The 15,204-nt window shown below is 45.1% G+C and carries 16 protein-coding genes and 1 other RNA gene; 5 read left to right on the top strand and 12 right to left on the bottom strand.

Annotation, left to right across the window (positions count from 1 at the left end):
- Positions 1 to 60: 60 nt before the first annotated feature.
- The 4 genes from H9L11_RS09085 to rnpB form a co-directional block, all read right to left on the bottom strand.
- Entirely contained in the window at positions 61 to 1,854 is a 1,794-nt protein-coding gene (locus H9L11_RS09085) for a penicillin-binding transpeptidase domain-containing protein (protein ID WP_086046525.1), read from the bottom strand.
- Positions 1,851 to 2,168: a cell division protein FtsL gene (ftsL, locus tag H9L11_RS09080; RefSeq protein WP_005372920.1), complete on the bottom strand. Its 318-nt coding sequence runs from the start codon at positions 2,166 to 2,168 to the stop codon at positions 1,851 to 1,853. The genes H9L11_RS09085 and ftsL overlap by 4 nt, the downstream gene beginning before the upstream one ends.
- 5 nt (positions 2,169 to 2,173) lie before the next feature.
- Positions 2,174 to 3,124 carry a 16S rRNA (cytosine(1402)-N(4))-methyltransferase RsmH gene (gene rsmH / locus H9L11_RS09075; RefSeq protein ID WP_017633610.1) on the bottom strand — a complete coding sequence of 317 codons (951 nt, stop codon included), beginning with the start codon at positions 3,122 to 3,124 and terminating at the stop codon, positions 2,174 to 2,176.
- A 175-nt stretch (positions 3,125 to 3,299) separates the two neighbouring features.
- An RNA gene (gene rnpB, locus H9L11_RS09070) (RNase P RNA component class A) lies at positions 3,300 to 3,729 on the bottom strand.
- A gap of 204 nt (positions 3,730 to 3,933) precedes the next feature.
- On the opposite strand from rnpB, the gene H9L11_RS09065 reads away from it, so the two are divergent.
- Positions 3,934 to 5,138, top strand: a protein-coding gene (locus H9L11_RS09065) for an IS3 family transposase (RefSeq protein ID WP_151514398.1) whose coding sequence is annotated in 2 segments (ribosomal slippage) — positions 3,934 to 4,285 and positions 4,285 to 5,138 — 1,206 coding nt in all. Because the reading frame shifts where the segments join, the coding sequence is not laid out codon by codon here.
- A 52-nt stretch (positions 5,139 to 5,190) separates the two neighbouring features.
- Here the strand turns inward: H9L11_RS09065 and rsmI are convergent.
- Positions 5,191 to 6,054 carry a 16S rRNA (cytidine(1402)-2'-O)-methyltransferase gene (gene rsmI, locus H9L11_RS09060; RefSeq protein ID WP_047101994.1) on the bottom strand — a complete coding sequence of 288 codons (864 nt, stop codon included), beginning with the start codon at positions 6,052 to 6,054 and terminating at the stop codon, positions 5,191 to 5,193.
- Positions 6,055 to 6,122: 68 nt separating this feature from the next.
- Between rsmI and H9L11_RS09055 the strand changes: the two genes are divergently transcribed.
- The 4 genes from H9L11_RS09055 to H9L11_RS09040 are packed head-to-tail and all read left to right on the top strand — an operon-like array spanning position 6,123 to position 9,573.
- Positions 6,123 to 7,934 carry a penicillin-binding protein activator gene (locus H9L11_RS09055; protein WP_205390710.1) on the top strand — a complete coding sequence of 604 codons (1,812 nt, stop codon included), beginning with the start codon at positions 6,123 to 6,125 and terminating at the stop codon, positions 7,932 to 7,934.
- Positions 7,921 to 8,289 carry a YraN family protein gene (locus tag H9L11_RS09050; protein WP_005372903.1) on the top strand — a complete coding sequence of 123 codons (369 nt, stop codon included), beginning with the start codon at positions 7,921 to 7,923 and terminating at the stop codon, positions 8,287 to 8,289. Before H9L11_RS09055 ends, H9L11_RS09050 begins: the two co-directional genes overlap by 14 nt.
- A gap of 3 nt (positions 8,290 to 8,292) precedes the next feature.
- A complete protein-coding gene (locus H9L11_RS09045; RefSeq protein WP_005372901.1) occupies positions 8,293 to 8,883 on the top strand; it encodes a phosphoheptose isomerase in 591 nt (196 codons plus the stop codon).
- Between the two features lie 21 nt (positions 8,884 to 8,904).
- Positions 8,905 to 9,573, top strand: coding sequence for a BON domain-containing protein (locus H9L11_RS09040; RefSeq protein ID WP_017633609.1), 669 nt, complete (start codon positions 8,905 to 8,907; stop codon positions 9,571 to 9,573).
- A 71-nt stretch (positions 9,574 to 9,644) separates the two neighbouring features.
- Here H9L11_RS09040 and sspB read toward each other — a convergent pair whose 3' ends face one another.
- From sspB to rplM, 7 genes are all read right to left on the bottom strand, one after another.
- Entirely contained in the window at positions 9,645 to 10,130 is a 486-nt protein-coding gene (gene sspB / locus H9L11_RS09035) for a ClpXP protease specificity-enhancing factor (RefSeq protein ID WP_205390709.1), read from the bottom strand.
- Positions 10,131 to 10,147: 17 nt separating this feature from the next.
- The gene (sspA, locus tag H9L11_RS09030) at positions 10,148 to 10,783 is read right to left on the bottom strand and encodes a stringent starvation protein SspA (protein ID WP_005372897.1); all 636 of its coding nucleotides are present in this window, start codon (positions 10,781 to 10,783) and stop codon (positions 10,148 to 10,150) included.
- Between the two features lie 96 nt (positions 10,784 to 10,879).
- Positions 10,880 to 11,617 carry a cytochrome c1 gene (locus tag H9L11_RS09025; protein WP_005372881.1) on the bottom strand — a complete coding sequence of 246 codons (738 nt, stop codon included), beginning with the start codon at positions 11,615 to 11,617 and terminating at the stop codon, positions 10,880 to 10,882.
- Entirely contained in the window at positions 11,614 to 12,879 is a 1,266-nt protein-coding gene (locus H9L11_RS09020; RefSeq protein WP_005372880.1) for a cytochrome bc complex cytochrome b subunit, read from the bottom strand. The genes H9L11_RS09025 and H9L11_RS09020 overlap by 4 nt, the downstream gene beginning before the upstream one ends.
- Positions 12,879 to 13,469: a ubiquinol-cytochrome c reductase iron-sulfur subunit gene (petA, locus tag H9L11_RS09015; protein ID WP_005372877.1), complete on the bottom strand. Its 591-nt coding sequence runs from the start codon at positions 13,467 to 13,469 to the stop codon at positions 12,879 to 12,881. Before petA ends, H9L11_RS09020 begins: the two co-directional genes overlap by 1 nt.
- A gap of 694 nt (positions 13,470 to 14,163) precedes the next feature.
- A complete protein-coding gene (gene rpsI / locus H9L11_RS09010; protein WP_005372876.1) occupies positions 14,164 to 14,556 on the bottom strand; it encodes a 30S ribosomal protein S9 in 393 nt (130 codons plus the stop codon).
- A gap of 15 nt (positions 14,557 to 14,571) precedes the next feature.
- Entirely contained in the window at positions 14,572 to 15,000 is a 429-nt protein-coding gene (rplM, locus tag H9L11_RS09005) for a 50S ribosomal protein L13 (RefSeq protein ID WP_005372872.1), read from the bottom strand.
- Positions 15,001 to 15,204 lie beyond the last annotated feature (204 nt).

The raw sequence follows: 15,204 nt of genomic DNA, 5'->3' as shown, positions 1-15,204 counted from the left end.
TTGTTCTCCGAGCTTTGGCTCAGGTTTTCTTAATTTTGTTTGCTCAGTAAACCACAGGGCTTACTGTTGGAATTTGTTTTCGTCAGGTGCAACATTGAGTATTTGTAGCGCGCCTTTCATGATTTCAGAGAAGACAGGAGACGCTACCGAGCCACCATAGTAGTCATCGCCTTGAGGCTCGTTTACGATCACTACTAAAGCAATTCGCGGATCGCTAACCGGAGCAAGCCCAGCCGTGTAGGTGATGTACTCGTCGCTGTACCCACCGGCAGAAGCTTTACGTGATGTACCCGTTTTCGCTCCTACTCGATAACCAGGAACTGCCGCTCTGCGAGCCGAGCCCCCTTTTTGAGTTACGGTTTCCAACATGTCTAATACTTGACGCGCATACTTCGCACTCACCACTTGACGTGACATGTCATGATCATTGCTTTCGATAATATGAATAGGCTCGTATTTGCCAAGGTTTCCAAGCGTCGCATAAGCATGGGCTAGCTGGATTGGTGTAATCGATAGACCATAACCAAACGCAATCGTGGCGCGTTCAATTGGCGACCAACGAGTTCGTGTAGGAAAAATACCCGTCACTTCCCCAACTAGGTTTAGGCCAGAAAGCTCACCAAAACCCACTGAACTGTACAGCCCAAGAAGCGCCTCTACCGGCATTTGCATTGCTAGCTTCGTCACACCGATATTACTCGACTTTTTAAGGATCGTGGTCAAGCTCGCTTTGCCTACGCGAGAGACATCTCTGACTCGACTACCACCTAAACGTAGGACACCATTACCGGTATCTACGATGGTATCTTTATCGGCTATCCCATTTTCTAAGGCGGCTAAAATAACGAAAGGTTTAATGGTCGAACCGGGCTCCATTGAGTCCGTGATCACTCGGTTACGCATTTGATAGCTTTGCCAATCGCTACGATTGTTAGGGTTGTAAGAAGGAGCATTAACCATGGCCAATACGGCGCCCGTTTTTACATCCAACATGACAACGGAACCTGAAGTGGCGCGGTGGTCCGCAACGGCTTGCTTAATCGCACGATACGCAATCGCCTGTAGGCGCTGATCGATGGTTAACTGAAGTGATTTACCTTCTTGCTTGTCTTGCCAAGCAATGTTTTCCACAACACGACCATAACGGTCTTTACGAATAGTTTTCTTACCTGCCGCGCCAGTGAGCCACTCATCGTAGCTACGCTCCACACCTTCTAGGCCATGCCCGTCAATGCCTGTCACACCGACTAAGTGAGCACTAACCTCACCTGCAGGATAATAACGACGAGATTCCGACTTAAGGCCAACACCTGGCAGCTTTAACTCACGAATATAGTTCGCCATGGCCGGACTGACCTGGCGCTGCAAGTAGATAAAGCGGCGTTTTTCATTGCGCTTGATTTTGTCTATTAACCCTTGTCGGTCAATACCAAGAACATCCGCTAATGCATGCCAACTTTTGGTCTGGCTTAACGCGTTTTCTTTAAATATCGTGGCAGGATCTGCCCAAACAGCCTCAACCGGTACACTGACAGCAAGCGGCTCACCATTTCGATCCGAAATAATACCGCGAGCAGAAGGAATGGATTTAACACGAACCGAACGTAGGTCACCTTGTTTAATCAGGTTATCTGGCTCAATGATTTGGATGTAGGCTACGCGTGCCACCAAAAGGGCAAATGCACAAAAAACAAAAAACAGTAATAGATGGAAGCGCCAACGAATCAAGAAAGATTCTTCGACCGCCACTTTCACTGCTTTATTATCGGTTTTCTTATCCCCCGTAGCCGCTTTCTCTTTTGCTACAGGTTTACGCTTATTGGCTTGTTTCGTGTTGGATTTTTTTCTAATCATTTGAGCGTGACAACCACTTCTTTATCGCCATCAGGTCGTTTCATTTCAAGTTCTTTTTTGGCAAGGTCTTGAACACGACTGTGTTCCGCGAGGGCAGTTTCTTCCAACATTAAGTTACGCCATTCGCTATCTAATCGTTCTCGTTCAACCAACGTATGGTCTTTCTCGGTGATCGCTTGACGCGCATGGTGGGTAGCAAATACCACTCCCATTGCCGATGCCACGATCAATAGCAACAACAGTAATGGCCAGCGACCAACAGTGAGGAGATCTGTTGCAATCAACTTAGCAAGATTAGGAGTGGATTTCGTCATAATAATTAAAGCTTTTCCGCAATTCTTAACACAGAGCTGCGCGAGCGAGGGTTCATTTCAATTTCTTGTTTGCTTGGCTTAATCGCTTTGCTCACCGCTTTCATATTCGCACTACCAAGAGCACGAATTTGCTCTTCCGTCATTGGAATACCGTGTGGCACTTCAGGCCCTTTGCTCTCTTTACGGATAAAACGTTTGACCATACGGTCTTCCAGAGAGTGGAAGCTAATCACAGATAAACGGCCTTCAGGAGCCAGAATGCTCGCCGCGCCTTTAAGTGCCGTATCAATTTCTTCTAACTCACTGTTGATGTAAATACGAAAAGCCTGGAAAGCACGAGTCGCAGGATGTTTTTTCTCTTTAAAACTTTTCGGTGCGGCATCTGAAATCAATTTTGCCAGCTGACCAGTGCGAACCATTGGCTCATTTTCTTCATCTTCACGGTAGGCAACAATCGCTTTTGCAATACGGCGCGCATGTTTATCTTCCCCGAACTCGCGAATGACCCAAGTGATATCATCGAGGTCTGCTTCCATCAACCATTGAGATACTGGAATACCTGATGTCGGGTCCATACGCATATCTAGCGGACCATCTTTCATAAAGCTAAAGCCACGCTCTGCGTCGTCTAACTGAGGAGAAGAAACGCCTAAATCCAGAAGAACACCATCCACTTTTCCAACTAGCCCATACTCTTCAGCATACTCAGCAATACCAGAAAATGGACCATGAATAATGGTGAAGCGAGGGTCATTGATTTTGCCTGCCTCAGCGATCGCTTGAGGGTCACGGTCGATACTGTACAGTCGGCCATTTTCACCGAGTTTAGATAGAATTGTCCGGCTGTGACCGCCACGGCCAAATGTTCCATCAATATAGACGCCGTCTGGTTTGATAGCTAAGCCATCAATGGATTCATTTAATAACACGGAAATATGTTGGAAGGTTTCGGTCATAGCTTTCTCGTTGAATGATCTTGAAGCGATTCTTTAGTGTACTGATTTCCTACATCATCGCCACCACAAGTCTAAAGTTAGACGTGATTTACGCCAAGTTTATTGGTAATGACATAGTTTGCGTCAATTAAATGCAAAAAACCCATCACTACCGAAGTAGAGATGGGTCTCGAATAGGTGGAGCCGACACATAAGCCGGGTTCTGTTCCGCTTGCGCGGCGGTAGCCATTCGTCTAGGCCAGCAATCACTCACTGGCTCGAGCAACCTACCCGCCTCCTTACGCGAGCAACGCAATGTGGAGGCCTATTTGGTCTTGCTTCAGGTGGAGTTTACCCTGCTACGAACTATTGCTAGTCGTCCGGTGCGCTCTTACCGCACCCTTTCACCCTTACCTGTACCCTTACGGGCCATCGGCGGTCTTCTCTCTGCTGCACTTGTCGTAGGCTTGCGCCCCCAGGCGTTACCTGGCACCTTGCTCTATGAAGCCCGGACTTTCCTCCCCTTTGTCAGTCTCCCGAAGGACGTCAACGTCAGTCTCCCAAAGGGACTTCGACGTCAGTCTCCCGAAGGACATCAACAAAGCAGCGACTACCCAGTCAGCTCCGAGGGCGGATTGTATAGAGTTCTCACTTCAGAGTCTAGTTAGATCACAGATATGATGAAATGAATGCACTAAGTGATGACTTTTTAGTCAGCGCGCCAAAAATAGATAATAAAAAGGCCGATTCCTAAACATCAGCCCTCATTGACCATTTTGTGCCGTCCTAAATAAGGTTGACACTTTCCACCCCCAAAATTGGAGAGTGTTATGAAATCAACAACTAAAAGAACTCAGCGCGATTACTCCCTCGCTTTTAAACTCACTGTAGTTGATGAGGTTGAAAAAGGAAGCCTCACTTACAAACAAGCCCAAGAGAAGTATGGCATCCAAGGTTGCTCTACGGTTTTGGTTTGGCTTCGTAAGCATGGTCGACTAGATTGGTCTAAAGGGACACCTAACTTTATGTCCAAAGGAGACTCTATGGCCGAGTTCAATTCACCTCCTACACCAGAGCAACGTATTAAAGAGCTTGAGAAGCAGCTCGAAGATGCTCAACTCAAAGCCGACTTCTTTGAAGCTGTCGTGAACGTTATGGAACGTGACTATGGTGTTAGAGTGACAAAAAAGCACAAAGAAGCGTTGTCCAAGAGAAAACCATAGTAGGTTTGAGCGTTACGAAGTTTTGTCAGTTAGTACAAATCTCTCGCCAAGCTTATTATAAGCAATGCCAAACTCAATCTCGTTGTGAACATCATGAGCATGCTGTCATTGGCTTTGTCCGTGAAGTCAGGCTGAAGCAGCCACGCATTGGCACGCGTAAACTGAAGTTCTTAGCAGCAACAAAGGGCATTCAAATAGGTCGCGATAAGCTCTTTGAACTTCTCAGAAAACATCGGCTGTTAGTGAGAGCAAGACGAGCCTATCACCGAACGACTGACAGCCGTCATCGATTTTTCTGTCACCCAAACAAAGTGAAAGATGGGCTGACACCAACGAAGCCAGAACAACTGTGGGTTGCTGATATTACTTACTTGCCAACTCAAAATGGAGAGAGTTATCTCAGCTTGGTTACAGACGCTTATTCAAGGAAGATTGTTGGTTTTTATGTGGATGACAACATGAAAACTCAATCAGTTAAGCGGGCATTTATCTCAGCTCTCAGGCAACGGCAGAGTGAAGAAAAGCTAATACACCACTCAGATAGAGGCTCACAATACTGTTCGAAGGAATATCAAGATATCCATAAGAAACATAGAGTGACTTGCTCAATGACTGACGGGTATGACTGTTATCAGAATGCTTTAGCTGAGCGTGTAAATGGGATACTCAAAATGGAGCTCTTGCTGAAGAAACCGAAAGATCTGAAAGAAGCAAGGACGATGGTAGCAGAGTCCGTAGATATCTATAATCAAATGAGGCCTCATACGGCTTTAAAATACAAAACGCCCGATGAAGTACATCGAGCGTTTTAGTTAAAAAGTGTCAACCCATATCAGGACGGGTCATTTATCTCGCTAGCGGCACTTAGTCTAAGTTTTCTAAGCCCCATTTATATAGCGCATTCTTCTTCAAGTTATGTATTTCTGCCACCAAAGCAGCTGCTTTTTTCAAAGGCAGCTCTTTGGTCAAAATCCCTAACGTGCGTAAAGCATCTTCAGGTAGTGAGTCGTCTGTTGTTTCACGATGGCCATGTACCAACAATACCATTTCACCACGCTGTTGGTTATCGTCACTTTTCACCCATTTAATCAGCTCACCTAACGGCATGCCTTGAATGGTTTCAAAGGTTTTTGTTAGCTCTCTTGCCAACACAACTTCTCTATCTGGGCCAAGAACGTCTAACATGTCTTGTAGAGAGTCTAAAATACGGTGCGGTGACTCGTAAAAAATACACGTACGCTCTACCGAAGCAATCTCTAGGAATTTATCCTTACGACCTTTGCTTTTCGGTGGTAAAAAACCTTCGAAGCTAAAGCGATCAGATGGCAAGCCAGAGGCACTTAACGCCGTAATGACCGCACAGGCACCTGGAAGAGGCACAACTCTAACGCCCGCTTGACGACATTTTGTCACCAAATGGTATCCTGGGTCGCTGATAAGTGGCGTACCAGCGTCAGAAACTAATGCGATAGACTGACCGGAAAGCAGCTTTTCTACCAAAACTTGTGCTTTTTGCTGCTCATTGTGGTCATGTAGAGCAAAAGTTTTGGTTTGAATATTGAAGTGAGACAGTAATTTGCCCGTATGTCGAGTATCCTCAGCGGCAATGATGTCCACAGTCGACAGAATTTCGATAGCACGTTGGGTGATATCCGCTAAATTTCCGATTGGAGTCGGTACGATATAGAGAGTTGGCCCCTCATTCGGCAACTTATTTTTATCTGTCATTTGTTTACCATCACTTCAACGATTAATATAGAGACAATTTTGTACAAAATTATAGAGAACTCACGGCAATGATTAACCATAAGAGACTCAGTGTACCACGCATACTTACTCCTGTTGCACTAGCAATTACGCTCGCCGCCTGTTCTTCAGGTCCAAGACAGCCTGATGGCGTTGATGTAACACTTGAGCCTACTCAGTCTGTTCAGAGCTATATGATCCAAGCTGATAGCACGGAAGGCAGTTTACAAAATGACTGGTTGATCATGGCAACCAAAGCCGCGATTCAAGCAAACCAGTTTGATCAAGCAGAAATGTTGATCAAGCGCCTGGCTCGTCAACAGTTAACCGAAGTTCAGCAAGCAGAGTGGCAACTAGCGCGTGCGACCATACAGCAAAAACAGGGTAATTACTCTCAGTTGCTGCAATTGTTGAATTTTAAACCTTGGTGGAAGTTACCAAATGAGCAATGGAAAGACTATTACTTGATGCGTGCCGACGCTTATCAAGGTCTTAACCAAGCGTTTGAGGCAAACCGCCAACTGGTTGCATTTGGCCAATATGCATCGTCCGCGGAGCAGAGAGAGATTTCTAGCCGTATTTGGATGAACTTTGGCAGCTATTCCGAGTACGAACTGACCTCATTAGAAACAGAGCCAAATGAAGATGTTTTGGATGGTTGGCTACAACTCGCTATTTATGCGAAAACGTTGTCGGGCAACTTATCTCAACTAAAAAATACCCTAGAACGCTGGTTAAACGAGAACCCATCGCACCCAGCCGCTATCTACACACCAGAAGAGATTCAAAACATTCTCTCTCTAGACATCGTTAAACCAAACAACACCGCTTTGTTACTGCCGCTTACTGGTAAATTCTCGCCACAAGCGCAATTAATTCGTGATGGTTTTGTGTTTGCGATGATGAATGATCGTAACCGTGATCCAAGCGCTACCCTCACGGTAATAGACACTAATGCGTATAACGCCGACCAAATTAAACAACGTTTGATCAATGAAAACATCGACTTTGTTGTTGGTCCCCTAGAAAAAGAAAACGTTGAGCTATTGCACACAACCATGGATGGCTCAGAAAATGGTCCTACGATTCCAGCCCTTGCGCTAAATATTCCCGAAGATGTGCAACCAGATAGCAATATTTGCTACTTGGCATTATCACCAGAACAAGAAGCCGCACAAGCAGCGAAACACTTGTTCAGCGAAGGCTATAACTTCCCTCTGATCCTGGCACCAAAGGGCAGCTTTGGTGAGCGCGTAACTGAAGCGTTCAACAAAGAATGGCGCAAGTACAGCTCTAATAAAGTCGCAGCAAGTTATTTTGGCGACAAGCGCCAACTTCAAAAAGACATCAATGAAGTATTTGGTCTGCAAGAAAGCAAACAACGTATTGCTCAGATGCAATCACTAATGCGTATCAAGCTTGAAACACAGCCACGTAGCCGTCGTGATGTCGATGCGGTTTATATTGTTGCTAGAAGCACGGAACTGACTTTGATCAAGCCATTTATTGAGGTAGCGATTAACCCAGACGCCAAAGCTCCTCAAATTTTCTCTAGCTCGCGTAGCAACAGTGGCGGCGCGACTTACGAAGATCTAACAGGCATCATCTACAGCGATATCCCATTACTGATTGACCCAGACCCTAGCGTGACCGCTGAAATGAACGAGCTGTGGTCAGAGCAATCTAACATGGAAAAACGTTTGAAAGCACTGGGTATGGATGCGTATAAATTGATTGGGGAGCTGCCACAAATGAAGGTCGTTCCGGGCTACTCAGTTGGCGGCCAAACCGGTATTTTAAGTATCGACAATAATTGTGTTGTACAGCGTGAGCTAAGCTGGGCTGAGCGTGGGGCTCTTTAGCAAGCGCCAAATCGGAAATCAATATGAAGCTCTGGCGAAGCAATATTTACAACGCCAGGGCTTAAACTTTATTGAACAAAATTTTCTGACTAAGGTCGGTGAGATTGATTTAATCTTCCAACAAGGTGAAACTATTGTGTTTGTTGAAGTCAAATACCGTAAGAATAATCACTTTGGCTCGGCAGCAGAAATGGTGACGCACGCTAAAATGCGCAAGCTAGTCAAAACAGCACAAGTTTGGCTTAGCCAACAAAAGCGCTTAAAACACAATATCGATTATCGATTTGATGTCATCGCCATTCATGATAATGGGCGAGATATCAACTGGATAGAAAACGCAATCTCTGAAGGATAAGCGATGCTAGACAGCATTAAAGACAGCTTTACAGAAAGTATTCAAATTCAAATCGCAGCAGCAGAGGCGCTGCCTGATGCCATTACTCATGCAGCTCAAGCGATGGTGTCGAGCCTGCTTAATGGCAATAAAATTTTATGTTGTGGTAATGGCGGCAGTGCTTCAAACGCTCAACAATTTGTTTCTTGTCTTTTAAACCGTTTTGAAACTGAGCGCCCTAGCCTACCAGCAATGGCCTTAACCGCCGATAATACCACCCTAACCGCAGTGGCCAACGATTACCACTACCAGGAAATCTTCTCAAAACAGGTACGAGCGTTTGGTCAACCAGGCGACATTTTGCTTGCCATGTCGACTAGCGGTAACAGTAAAAATATTATCAAAGCGATGGAAGCAGCCGTAACTCGAGACATGACGATTATCGCGCTAACAGGAAAAGATGGCGGAGAGATGGCAGGACTGCTCGGTGAGAACGACGTCGAAATTCGTATTCCATCACACCGCACTGCACGTATTCACGAAGTACATATGGTAACACTCCATTGTCTTTGTGATCTTATTGACCAAGTGCTTTTCCCTGCTCACGAAGAGTAACCAAGACTGAGAGTCAGAATTATGATACGTAGCCTTGTTATCTTATTAACAGCATTGAGTTTAAGTGGTTGCGCAGGTTTGTTTATCGCAGGTGCAGCAACCACAGCGAATATTGTCACGGACACACGCACGACAAAACAAATCTGGCAGGACAATAACATCGAATTCGAAGTTGCGGCGATCGGCAATAAAGCACCGTTTAAAGGTGAAGTTCGTGTCGTTGCCAGTTCATATAATGGGACTGTAGTCCTTATGGGACAAGCTCCGACACAAGACCTTATCCTTGCTTTAGAGCGAAGGGCTCGAGAAGTTAGTGGTGTAAAAGTCATACACAATCAAATCAAACAAAAAGAGCCACTCACTGTTACCCAGATTAGCAATGACAGCTGGATCACAACCAAAGTAAAGTCAGCTTTGCTTACTGATTCTGAGCTTAATGGTGTTAAGGTTAAAGTGATCACCGAAGATGGCGACGTTTTTCTGTTTGGTTATGTCACGCCAGAGCAAGGCGATCGAGCGACAGAAATCGCGCGTAATATCTCAGGCGTAAAACAAGTCATTAAAGGGTTCCAATACGGCGAAATGGAGCCTGTTGAAGTAGACTTACCGAGTGACGGTGTACAAACAATAGAAAGTGAGGCAAGTACAGAAAGTGAAGAGAACGTCGAAGTCTTTACGATTAGTGAGTAATTTCCAAAGTCTGGCTTGAAATCATCTTCAACAAGTTAAAAAGAAAAAAGCAGCGTAACGCTGCTTTTTTATTATTTAATCACTCTTAAGCTTGGTTTGCCTTTTGGTCGAGGAGCATCGTCCTCTTCGGCATCTGAATCAGAAACTAACTCAGAAGGCTCATCGCTAACCGTTGTGAACGATGGGGATGATTCTTCCTCGGTCATCGCTTCTTCTTCGATGTGAGTGTACGCTTCTTCTGGTTCAAACATAGTACCAGCACCATTCTCACGTGCATAAATAGCTTGAACAGCATGCACAGGCACGATCACTGAGTGCGGACGACCGCTAAAGCGAGCATGGAAGGTAATCGCATCATTACCTAACTCAAGATTACCCACTGCACGTGGCGCAATATTCAAAATAATTTGACCATCTTGAATAAATTCAACCGGGACACGCACCCCTGGCATTGTTGCATCCACAACCAAGTGAGGAGTCAAGTCATTGTCTACTAACCAGTCGTAAAATGCGCGAAGCATATACGGGCGGCGAGCAGTCATTTTTGCAATATCCATAACGTGTTTTAAATCGCTTAGCGAACTAGGCGCATTTCACGTTCAGCTTCAGTCAAAGAAGCAAGGAACGAATCACGTTCAAATACGCGGTTCATGTATACCTTGATTTCTTTTGAACCAGGGCCAACAAGATCGATACCAAGTTGAGGCAAACGCCACAATAGTGGAGCTAGGTAACAATCGATCAAGCTGAATTCTTCGCTCATGAAGTACTCATATTCAGCAAAAATTGGCGCTAACGTCAGAAGATCATTACGCAGCTTTGTGCGTGCTTTTTCTGATTCTTCCGCATTACCTTTCATCACTTTTTCAGCGAGTGAATACCAATTGCGTTCGATACGGTACATCATCAAGCGGCTGTTGCCACGAGCAACAGGGTAAACCGGCATTAGAGGTGGATGAGGGAAGCGCTCGTCCAAGTACTCCATGATGATTTTTGAATCGTAAAGAGCTAGCTCACGGTCAACAAGAGTTGGCACTGATTTATATGGGTTTAGCTCAACAAGCTCAGCAGGAAGGTTTGCTTCGTCAACAAGCTCAACTTCAACACTTACACCTTTTTCAGCTAGTACAATGCGAACCTGATGGCTATACAAATCTGATGCACTTGAAAAAAGAGTCATCACAGAACGTTTATTGGCAGCTACAGCCATGGAGCCCTCCAGTACACTTACAAATAAAAACAATGGAGGCTAAGCCTCCATTGTACATCAATTAAAATTGGGAATTAGCACGGTATTTTAGCACAATTAATGCACATCGCGCCAATACTCTTTCTTGAGCATCACGACAACGATGGTTAGAAGCACTAAGAAGCCCATTACCCACCAGCCTAGAGCGTGACGCTCAAGCTGCACTGGGTCACCTGAATAAACTAAGAAGTTAACGAGATCGCCAACCGCTTTGTCATATTCGCCTTCACTCAGCTCACCGGTGCCATCGGTTTCAGTACCAACAACAACTTGTACTTCTTCGCCATCTACGATTTTCGTATCGTAAATCGGCGTCGGGATGCCCTGCAGCTCTTCAAGCACATGCGGCATACCAACACTCGGGAAGACGATGTTGTTCACGCCGAATGGACGAGATGGATCAACATAGAAAGAGCGTAAGTAAGTGTATAACCAATCAGCACCACGAACTCGTGCAACCAACGTAAGATCTGGTGGTGGAGCACCAAACCAGTTTGCCGCTTGCTTCGGTGGCATAGCATTGACCATTAGATCACCGATTTTCGCTTCAGGATTGAAAATCAGGTTTTCTTTCATTAAGTCTGTTGGAATTTCCAAGTCTGTTGCTACACGCTCGTAACGCTGGTATTGCGTAGAGTGACAAGCAAAACAGTAGTTCATGAACAACTTCGCGCCGTTTTGTAGCGAAGCTTTATCCGTAAGGTCAACATTCGCTTTATCCAGCGGAACATTGGCCCCAGCTGCCATCGCTAGTGATGGCAACATAGCAAATAGAATTACAATCCACTTCTTCATTTGAATGTCACCCTCTCTGGTAATGGTTTGGTTGCTTCATTTTTGCTGTAGAAGAACAGCAACACAAAGAACATGAAGTAACACAAGCTAAAGATCTGAGATAGTAGTGTGTACGTTGGTGTCGCAGGTAACGCACCTAAAATACCCAGAGCGATAAAGGCGATAGTGAACTGTACAATATTCAATAGATGAAGTTTGCTACGGTAACGGTATGAACGAACTTTACAACGATCCAACCAAGGTAGAACAAACAGCACTGCAATTGACGCACCCATTAGGATAACACCTAATAGTTTGTCTGGAACCGCACGTAGGATTGCGTAGAACGGCGTGAAGTACCATACCGGAGCAATATGCTCTGGTGTCTTCAGTGGGTTTGCAGCTTCAAAGTTAGGCGGCTCAAGGAAATACCCACCCATTTCTGGGTTAAAGAACAGCACGTAACAGAAGAAGAACAAGAAACCAGCAACACCGACCAAGTCCTTAACCGTGCCGTACGGATGGAAAGGAATAGAATCAATGATGTCATATTTCTTCGTGTAGTAATCGTGGAACTTGAATTGCGTTTTGTAATCGTCGCCCATTGAGCCTTTTGGCAGCTTAGTTTCGATACCATCCGGGTTGTTTGAGCCTACTTCGTGCAGCGCCAATACGTGCAAAACAACAAGAAGAAGCAAAACGATAGGCAGGGCAATAACGTGTAGTGCGAAGAAACGGTTTAGCGTTGCACCAGAGATGATGTAGTCACCACGAATCCAAAGCGTTAGGTCATCACCGATAACAGGAATAGCACCAAACAGGGAAATGATTACCTGCGCACCCCAGTATGACATCTGACCCCATGGAAGTAGGTAACCCATGAACGCTTCAGCCATGAGAACAAGGAAGATCAACATACCGAAGATCCACAACAGTTCACGAGGTTTTTGGTATGAACCGTAGATCAAACCACGGAACATGTGAAGATACACAACAACGAAAAACGCTGACGCGCCAGTGGAATGCATGTAACGCAGAAGCCAACCGTACTCTACATCACGCATAATGTATTCGATAGACGCAAATGCACCGTCACCTGAAGGAACATAGTTCATCGTTAGCCAAATACCCGTTAGGATTTGGTTAACAAGAACCAGCATCGCCAGAGAACCGAAAAGGTACCAAAAGTTGAAGTTCTTAGGCATTGGGTATTCAGACAAATGCTTTTTATAAGCATTCATTGCAGGAATACGCTTTTCAACCCAATCTAACATTGCTTGCATTATGCATCTCCCTCATCAACACCCACAATGAGCTTGGTATCGCTCAAATACATGTGCTTAGGAACGACAAGGTTCAACGGAGCAGGTACTCCTTGGAACACTCGACCAGCCATGTCGAACTTAGAACCATGACAAGGACAGAAGAAGCCAGATCTTACGCCCTGCACCTGCTCTGAGAAAGAGTCAGGTAGATAGGTTGGTGAACAACCTAAGTGGGTACAGAAACCAACTGCGACGAAAAACTCTTCCTTAATCGAACGAAACTCATTCTGAGCGTACTCAGGCTGCTGCTCCATTTCAGATTGTGGATCGCGAAGCTTATCACCGATCGATTTTAAGTTATCCAGAACGCTTTGAGTGCGGCGAACAATCCATACAGGTTTTCCCTGCCACTCAACACGAACCAGCTGACCTGGTTCAATTTTACTTATATCCACTTCCACCGGTGCGCCCGCCGCTTTGGCTTTAGCACTCGGATTCCATGATTTGATAAAAGGCACGGCGACGGCGACTGCCCCTAACCCACCAACAACTGCCGTTGTAGCGGTTAGAAAACGCCTGCGACCGTTATTTAAAGGCGCGTTGCTCATCCAAACATTCTCCCATTTGCTCCCTTTGGATCGTTATTATTCCGCTTATAAGAGCATGGCTAACAAATAATGAATTTAGTTCTATTTATTGGAGGGAAATGATAAAGAAAACCCTACTTTTTGACAAGATAAAGCTACCTTTTTGTAACATTTGTGAGGCAAATCGCTCGCGTCGTCACAAAAGCGGCAGAATTATAAAAAATTGATGTGATTTGTAACAAGAAAGCACCACATAGAAGCCCCGCTGAAAGCGGATAAAACCTTTTATCTTGGTAGTTTTCAGTTAATTACACAGAGAAATATTTCGTATTACGCGTTCAGCTTGCTGTGTTTATATTTTCAATTTTGTAGCACGCAGAATGCTCAAAAAGGAGCGTGAGTCATTTTAAAACATGTTACAGGGAGAATAAGATACAAAGACATTCTTGCTGATGAATACATCTATGCTGCATCGCAAGAGAAAGCGTGGTGAGTCGCGATTAAATAAGGCACACATATAAAACGGCACTGGCAACCTTTCGACGAAGAGGACGAATAAGAAGGCCTACTCGGAATGTGATGATAAATGAAGACTGTTCGTTGCTTGAAGACAAGTATGATGTCTTTAAATACAAAAAAGCCCGGCATAGAGCCGAGCTTTTGGTACACAGTTTCCAGAGTAACTCTGAAAAGCATAATTCCCGATAAGAGGAAATTAACGCTTAGAGAACTGTGGACGACGACGTGCTTTACGTAGACCAACTTTCTTACGTTCAACGCAACGAGCGTCACGAGTAACGTAGCCAGCTGCGCGTAGAGCAGGACGTAGAGACTCATCGTATTCCATAAGCGCGCGAGTGATACCGTGACGGATAGCACCAGCTTGACCAGAAATACCGCCGCCTTTAACTGTTACGTAAAGGTCTAGCTTTTCAGTTAGTTCAACTAGCTCTAGAGGTTGTTGTACAACCATACGTGCTGTTGGACGACCGAAGTATTCGTCAAGGTTACGCTTGTTTACTACAATGTTACCGCTGCCTGGTTTAATGAAAACACGTGCAGCTGAGCTTTTGCGACGGCCAGTGCCGTAGTATTGATTCTCTGCCATTTTCGAAATCCCCAATTAGATGTCTAGTACTTGTGGTTGTTGAGCAACATGGTTGTGCTCAGCGCCCGCGTAAACTTTTAGCTTACGGTACATAGCACGGCCTAGAGGACCACGTGGAAGCATGCCTTTAACTGCAAGCTCAAGAGCCATCTCAGGTTTACGATCGATCAACTTTTCAAAAGTGATAGATTTTAGACCACCTGGGAATTCAGAGTGACGGTAGTACACTTTGTTCTTAGCTTTGTTACCAGTTACAGCAACTTTCTCAGCGTTGATAACGATGATGTAATCACCAGTGTCAACGTGAGGAGTGTATTCAGCTTTATGTTTGCCACGTAGGCGAGATGCAATTTCACTTGCTAGACGGCCAAGAGTTTTACCTTCAGCGTCTACAACGTACCAGTCGCGTTTTACAGTTTCTGGTTTAGCAACGAAAGTTTTCATGCTAACAATAACCCGTTAATTAAATTTTAAACTTTAAAGGAACACCCAATAGTGCTCCCACACTGTCTAAGAGCCCAGTCATCACCCCTTCGAGTCGTTGGTACTCTCGACCTTCAATTTCGAAATAACTTCGATAATCAGGTCTGCAGTAACGGTGGGTCGCAGGATTATAGAGAAGAGCGAAGAAAAAATCACCTTTTTTTG

Origin of the sequence: Vibrio sp. sp1 (assembly GCF_016920955.1) — a bacterium.
GTDB lineage: Bacteria > Pseudomonadota > Gammaproteobacteria > Enterobacterales > Vibrionaceae > Vibrio > Vibrio alginolyticus.
Note: the sequence above shows the minus strand (reverse complement) of the source record. Positions and strands in the feature narration are given on the sequence as shown.

What these genes read in the sequence shown, in the direction of transcription:
- sspA (WP_005372897.1), bottom strand. Translation starts at nt 10,783, where the DNA reads ATGGCTGTAGCTGCCAATAAACGTTCTGTGATGACTCTTTTTTCAAGT.
- rpsI (WP_005372876.1), bottom strand. Translation starts at nt 14,556, where the DNA reads ATGGCAGAGAATCAATACTACGGCACTGGCCGTCGCAAAAGCTCAGCT.
- rplM (WP_005372872.1), bottom strand. Translation starts at nt 15,000, where the DNA reads ATGAAAACTTTCGTTGCTAAACCAGAAACTGTAAAACGCGACTGGTAC.
- petA (WP_005372877.1), bottom strand. Translation starts at nt 13,469, where the DNA reads ATGAGCAACGCGCCTTTAAATAACGGTCGCAGGCGTTTTCTAACCGCT.
- H9L11_RS09085 (WP_086046525.1), bottom strand. Translation starts at nt 1,854, where the DNA reads ATGATTAGAAAAAAATCCAACACGAAACAAGCCAATAAGCGTAAACCT.
- H9L11_RS09045 (WP_005372901.1), top strand. Translation starts at nt 8,293, where the DNA reads ATGCTAGACAGCATTAAAGACAGCTTTACAGAAAGTATTCAAATTCAA.
- H9L11_RS09020 (WP_005372880.1), bottom strand. Translation starts at nt 12,879, where the DNA reads ATGCAAGCAATGTTAGATTGGGTTGAAAAGCGTATTCCTGCAATGAAT.
- H9L11_RS09025 (WP_005372881.1), bottom strand. Translation starts at nt 11,617, where the DNA reads ATGAAGAAGTGGATTGTAATTCTATTTGCTATGTTGCCATCACTAGCG.
- ftsL (WP_005372920.1), bottom strand. Translation starts at nt 2,168, where the DNA reads ATGACGAAATCCACTCCTAATCTTGCTAAGTTGATTGCAACAGATCTC.
- sspB (WP_205390709.1), bottom strand. Translation starts at nt 10,130, where the DNA reads ATGGATATTGCAAAAATGACTGCTCGCCGCCCGTATATGCTTCGCGCA.
- H9L11_RS09040 (WP_017633609.1), top strand. Translation starts at nt 8,905, where the DNA reads ATGATACGTAGCCTTGTTATCTTATTAACAGCATTGAGTTTAAGTGGT.
- H9L11_RS09055 (WP_205390710.1), top strand. Translation starts at nt 6,123, where the DNA reads ATGATTAACCATAAGAGACTCAGTGTACCACGCATACTTACTCCTGTT.
- rsmH (WP_017633610.1), bottom strand. Translation starts at nt 3,124, where the DNA reads ATGACCGAAACCTTCCAACATATTTCCGTGTTATTAAATGAATCCATT.
- rsmI (WP_047101994.1), bottom strand. Translation starts at nt 6,054, where the DNA reads ATGACAGATAAAAATAAGTTGCCGAATGAGGGGCCAACTCTCTATATC.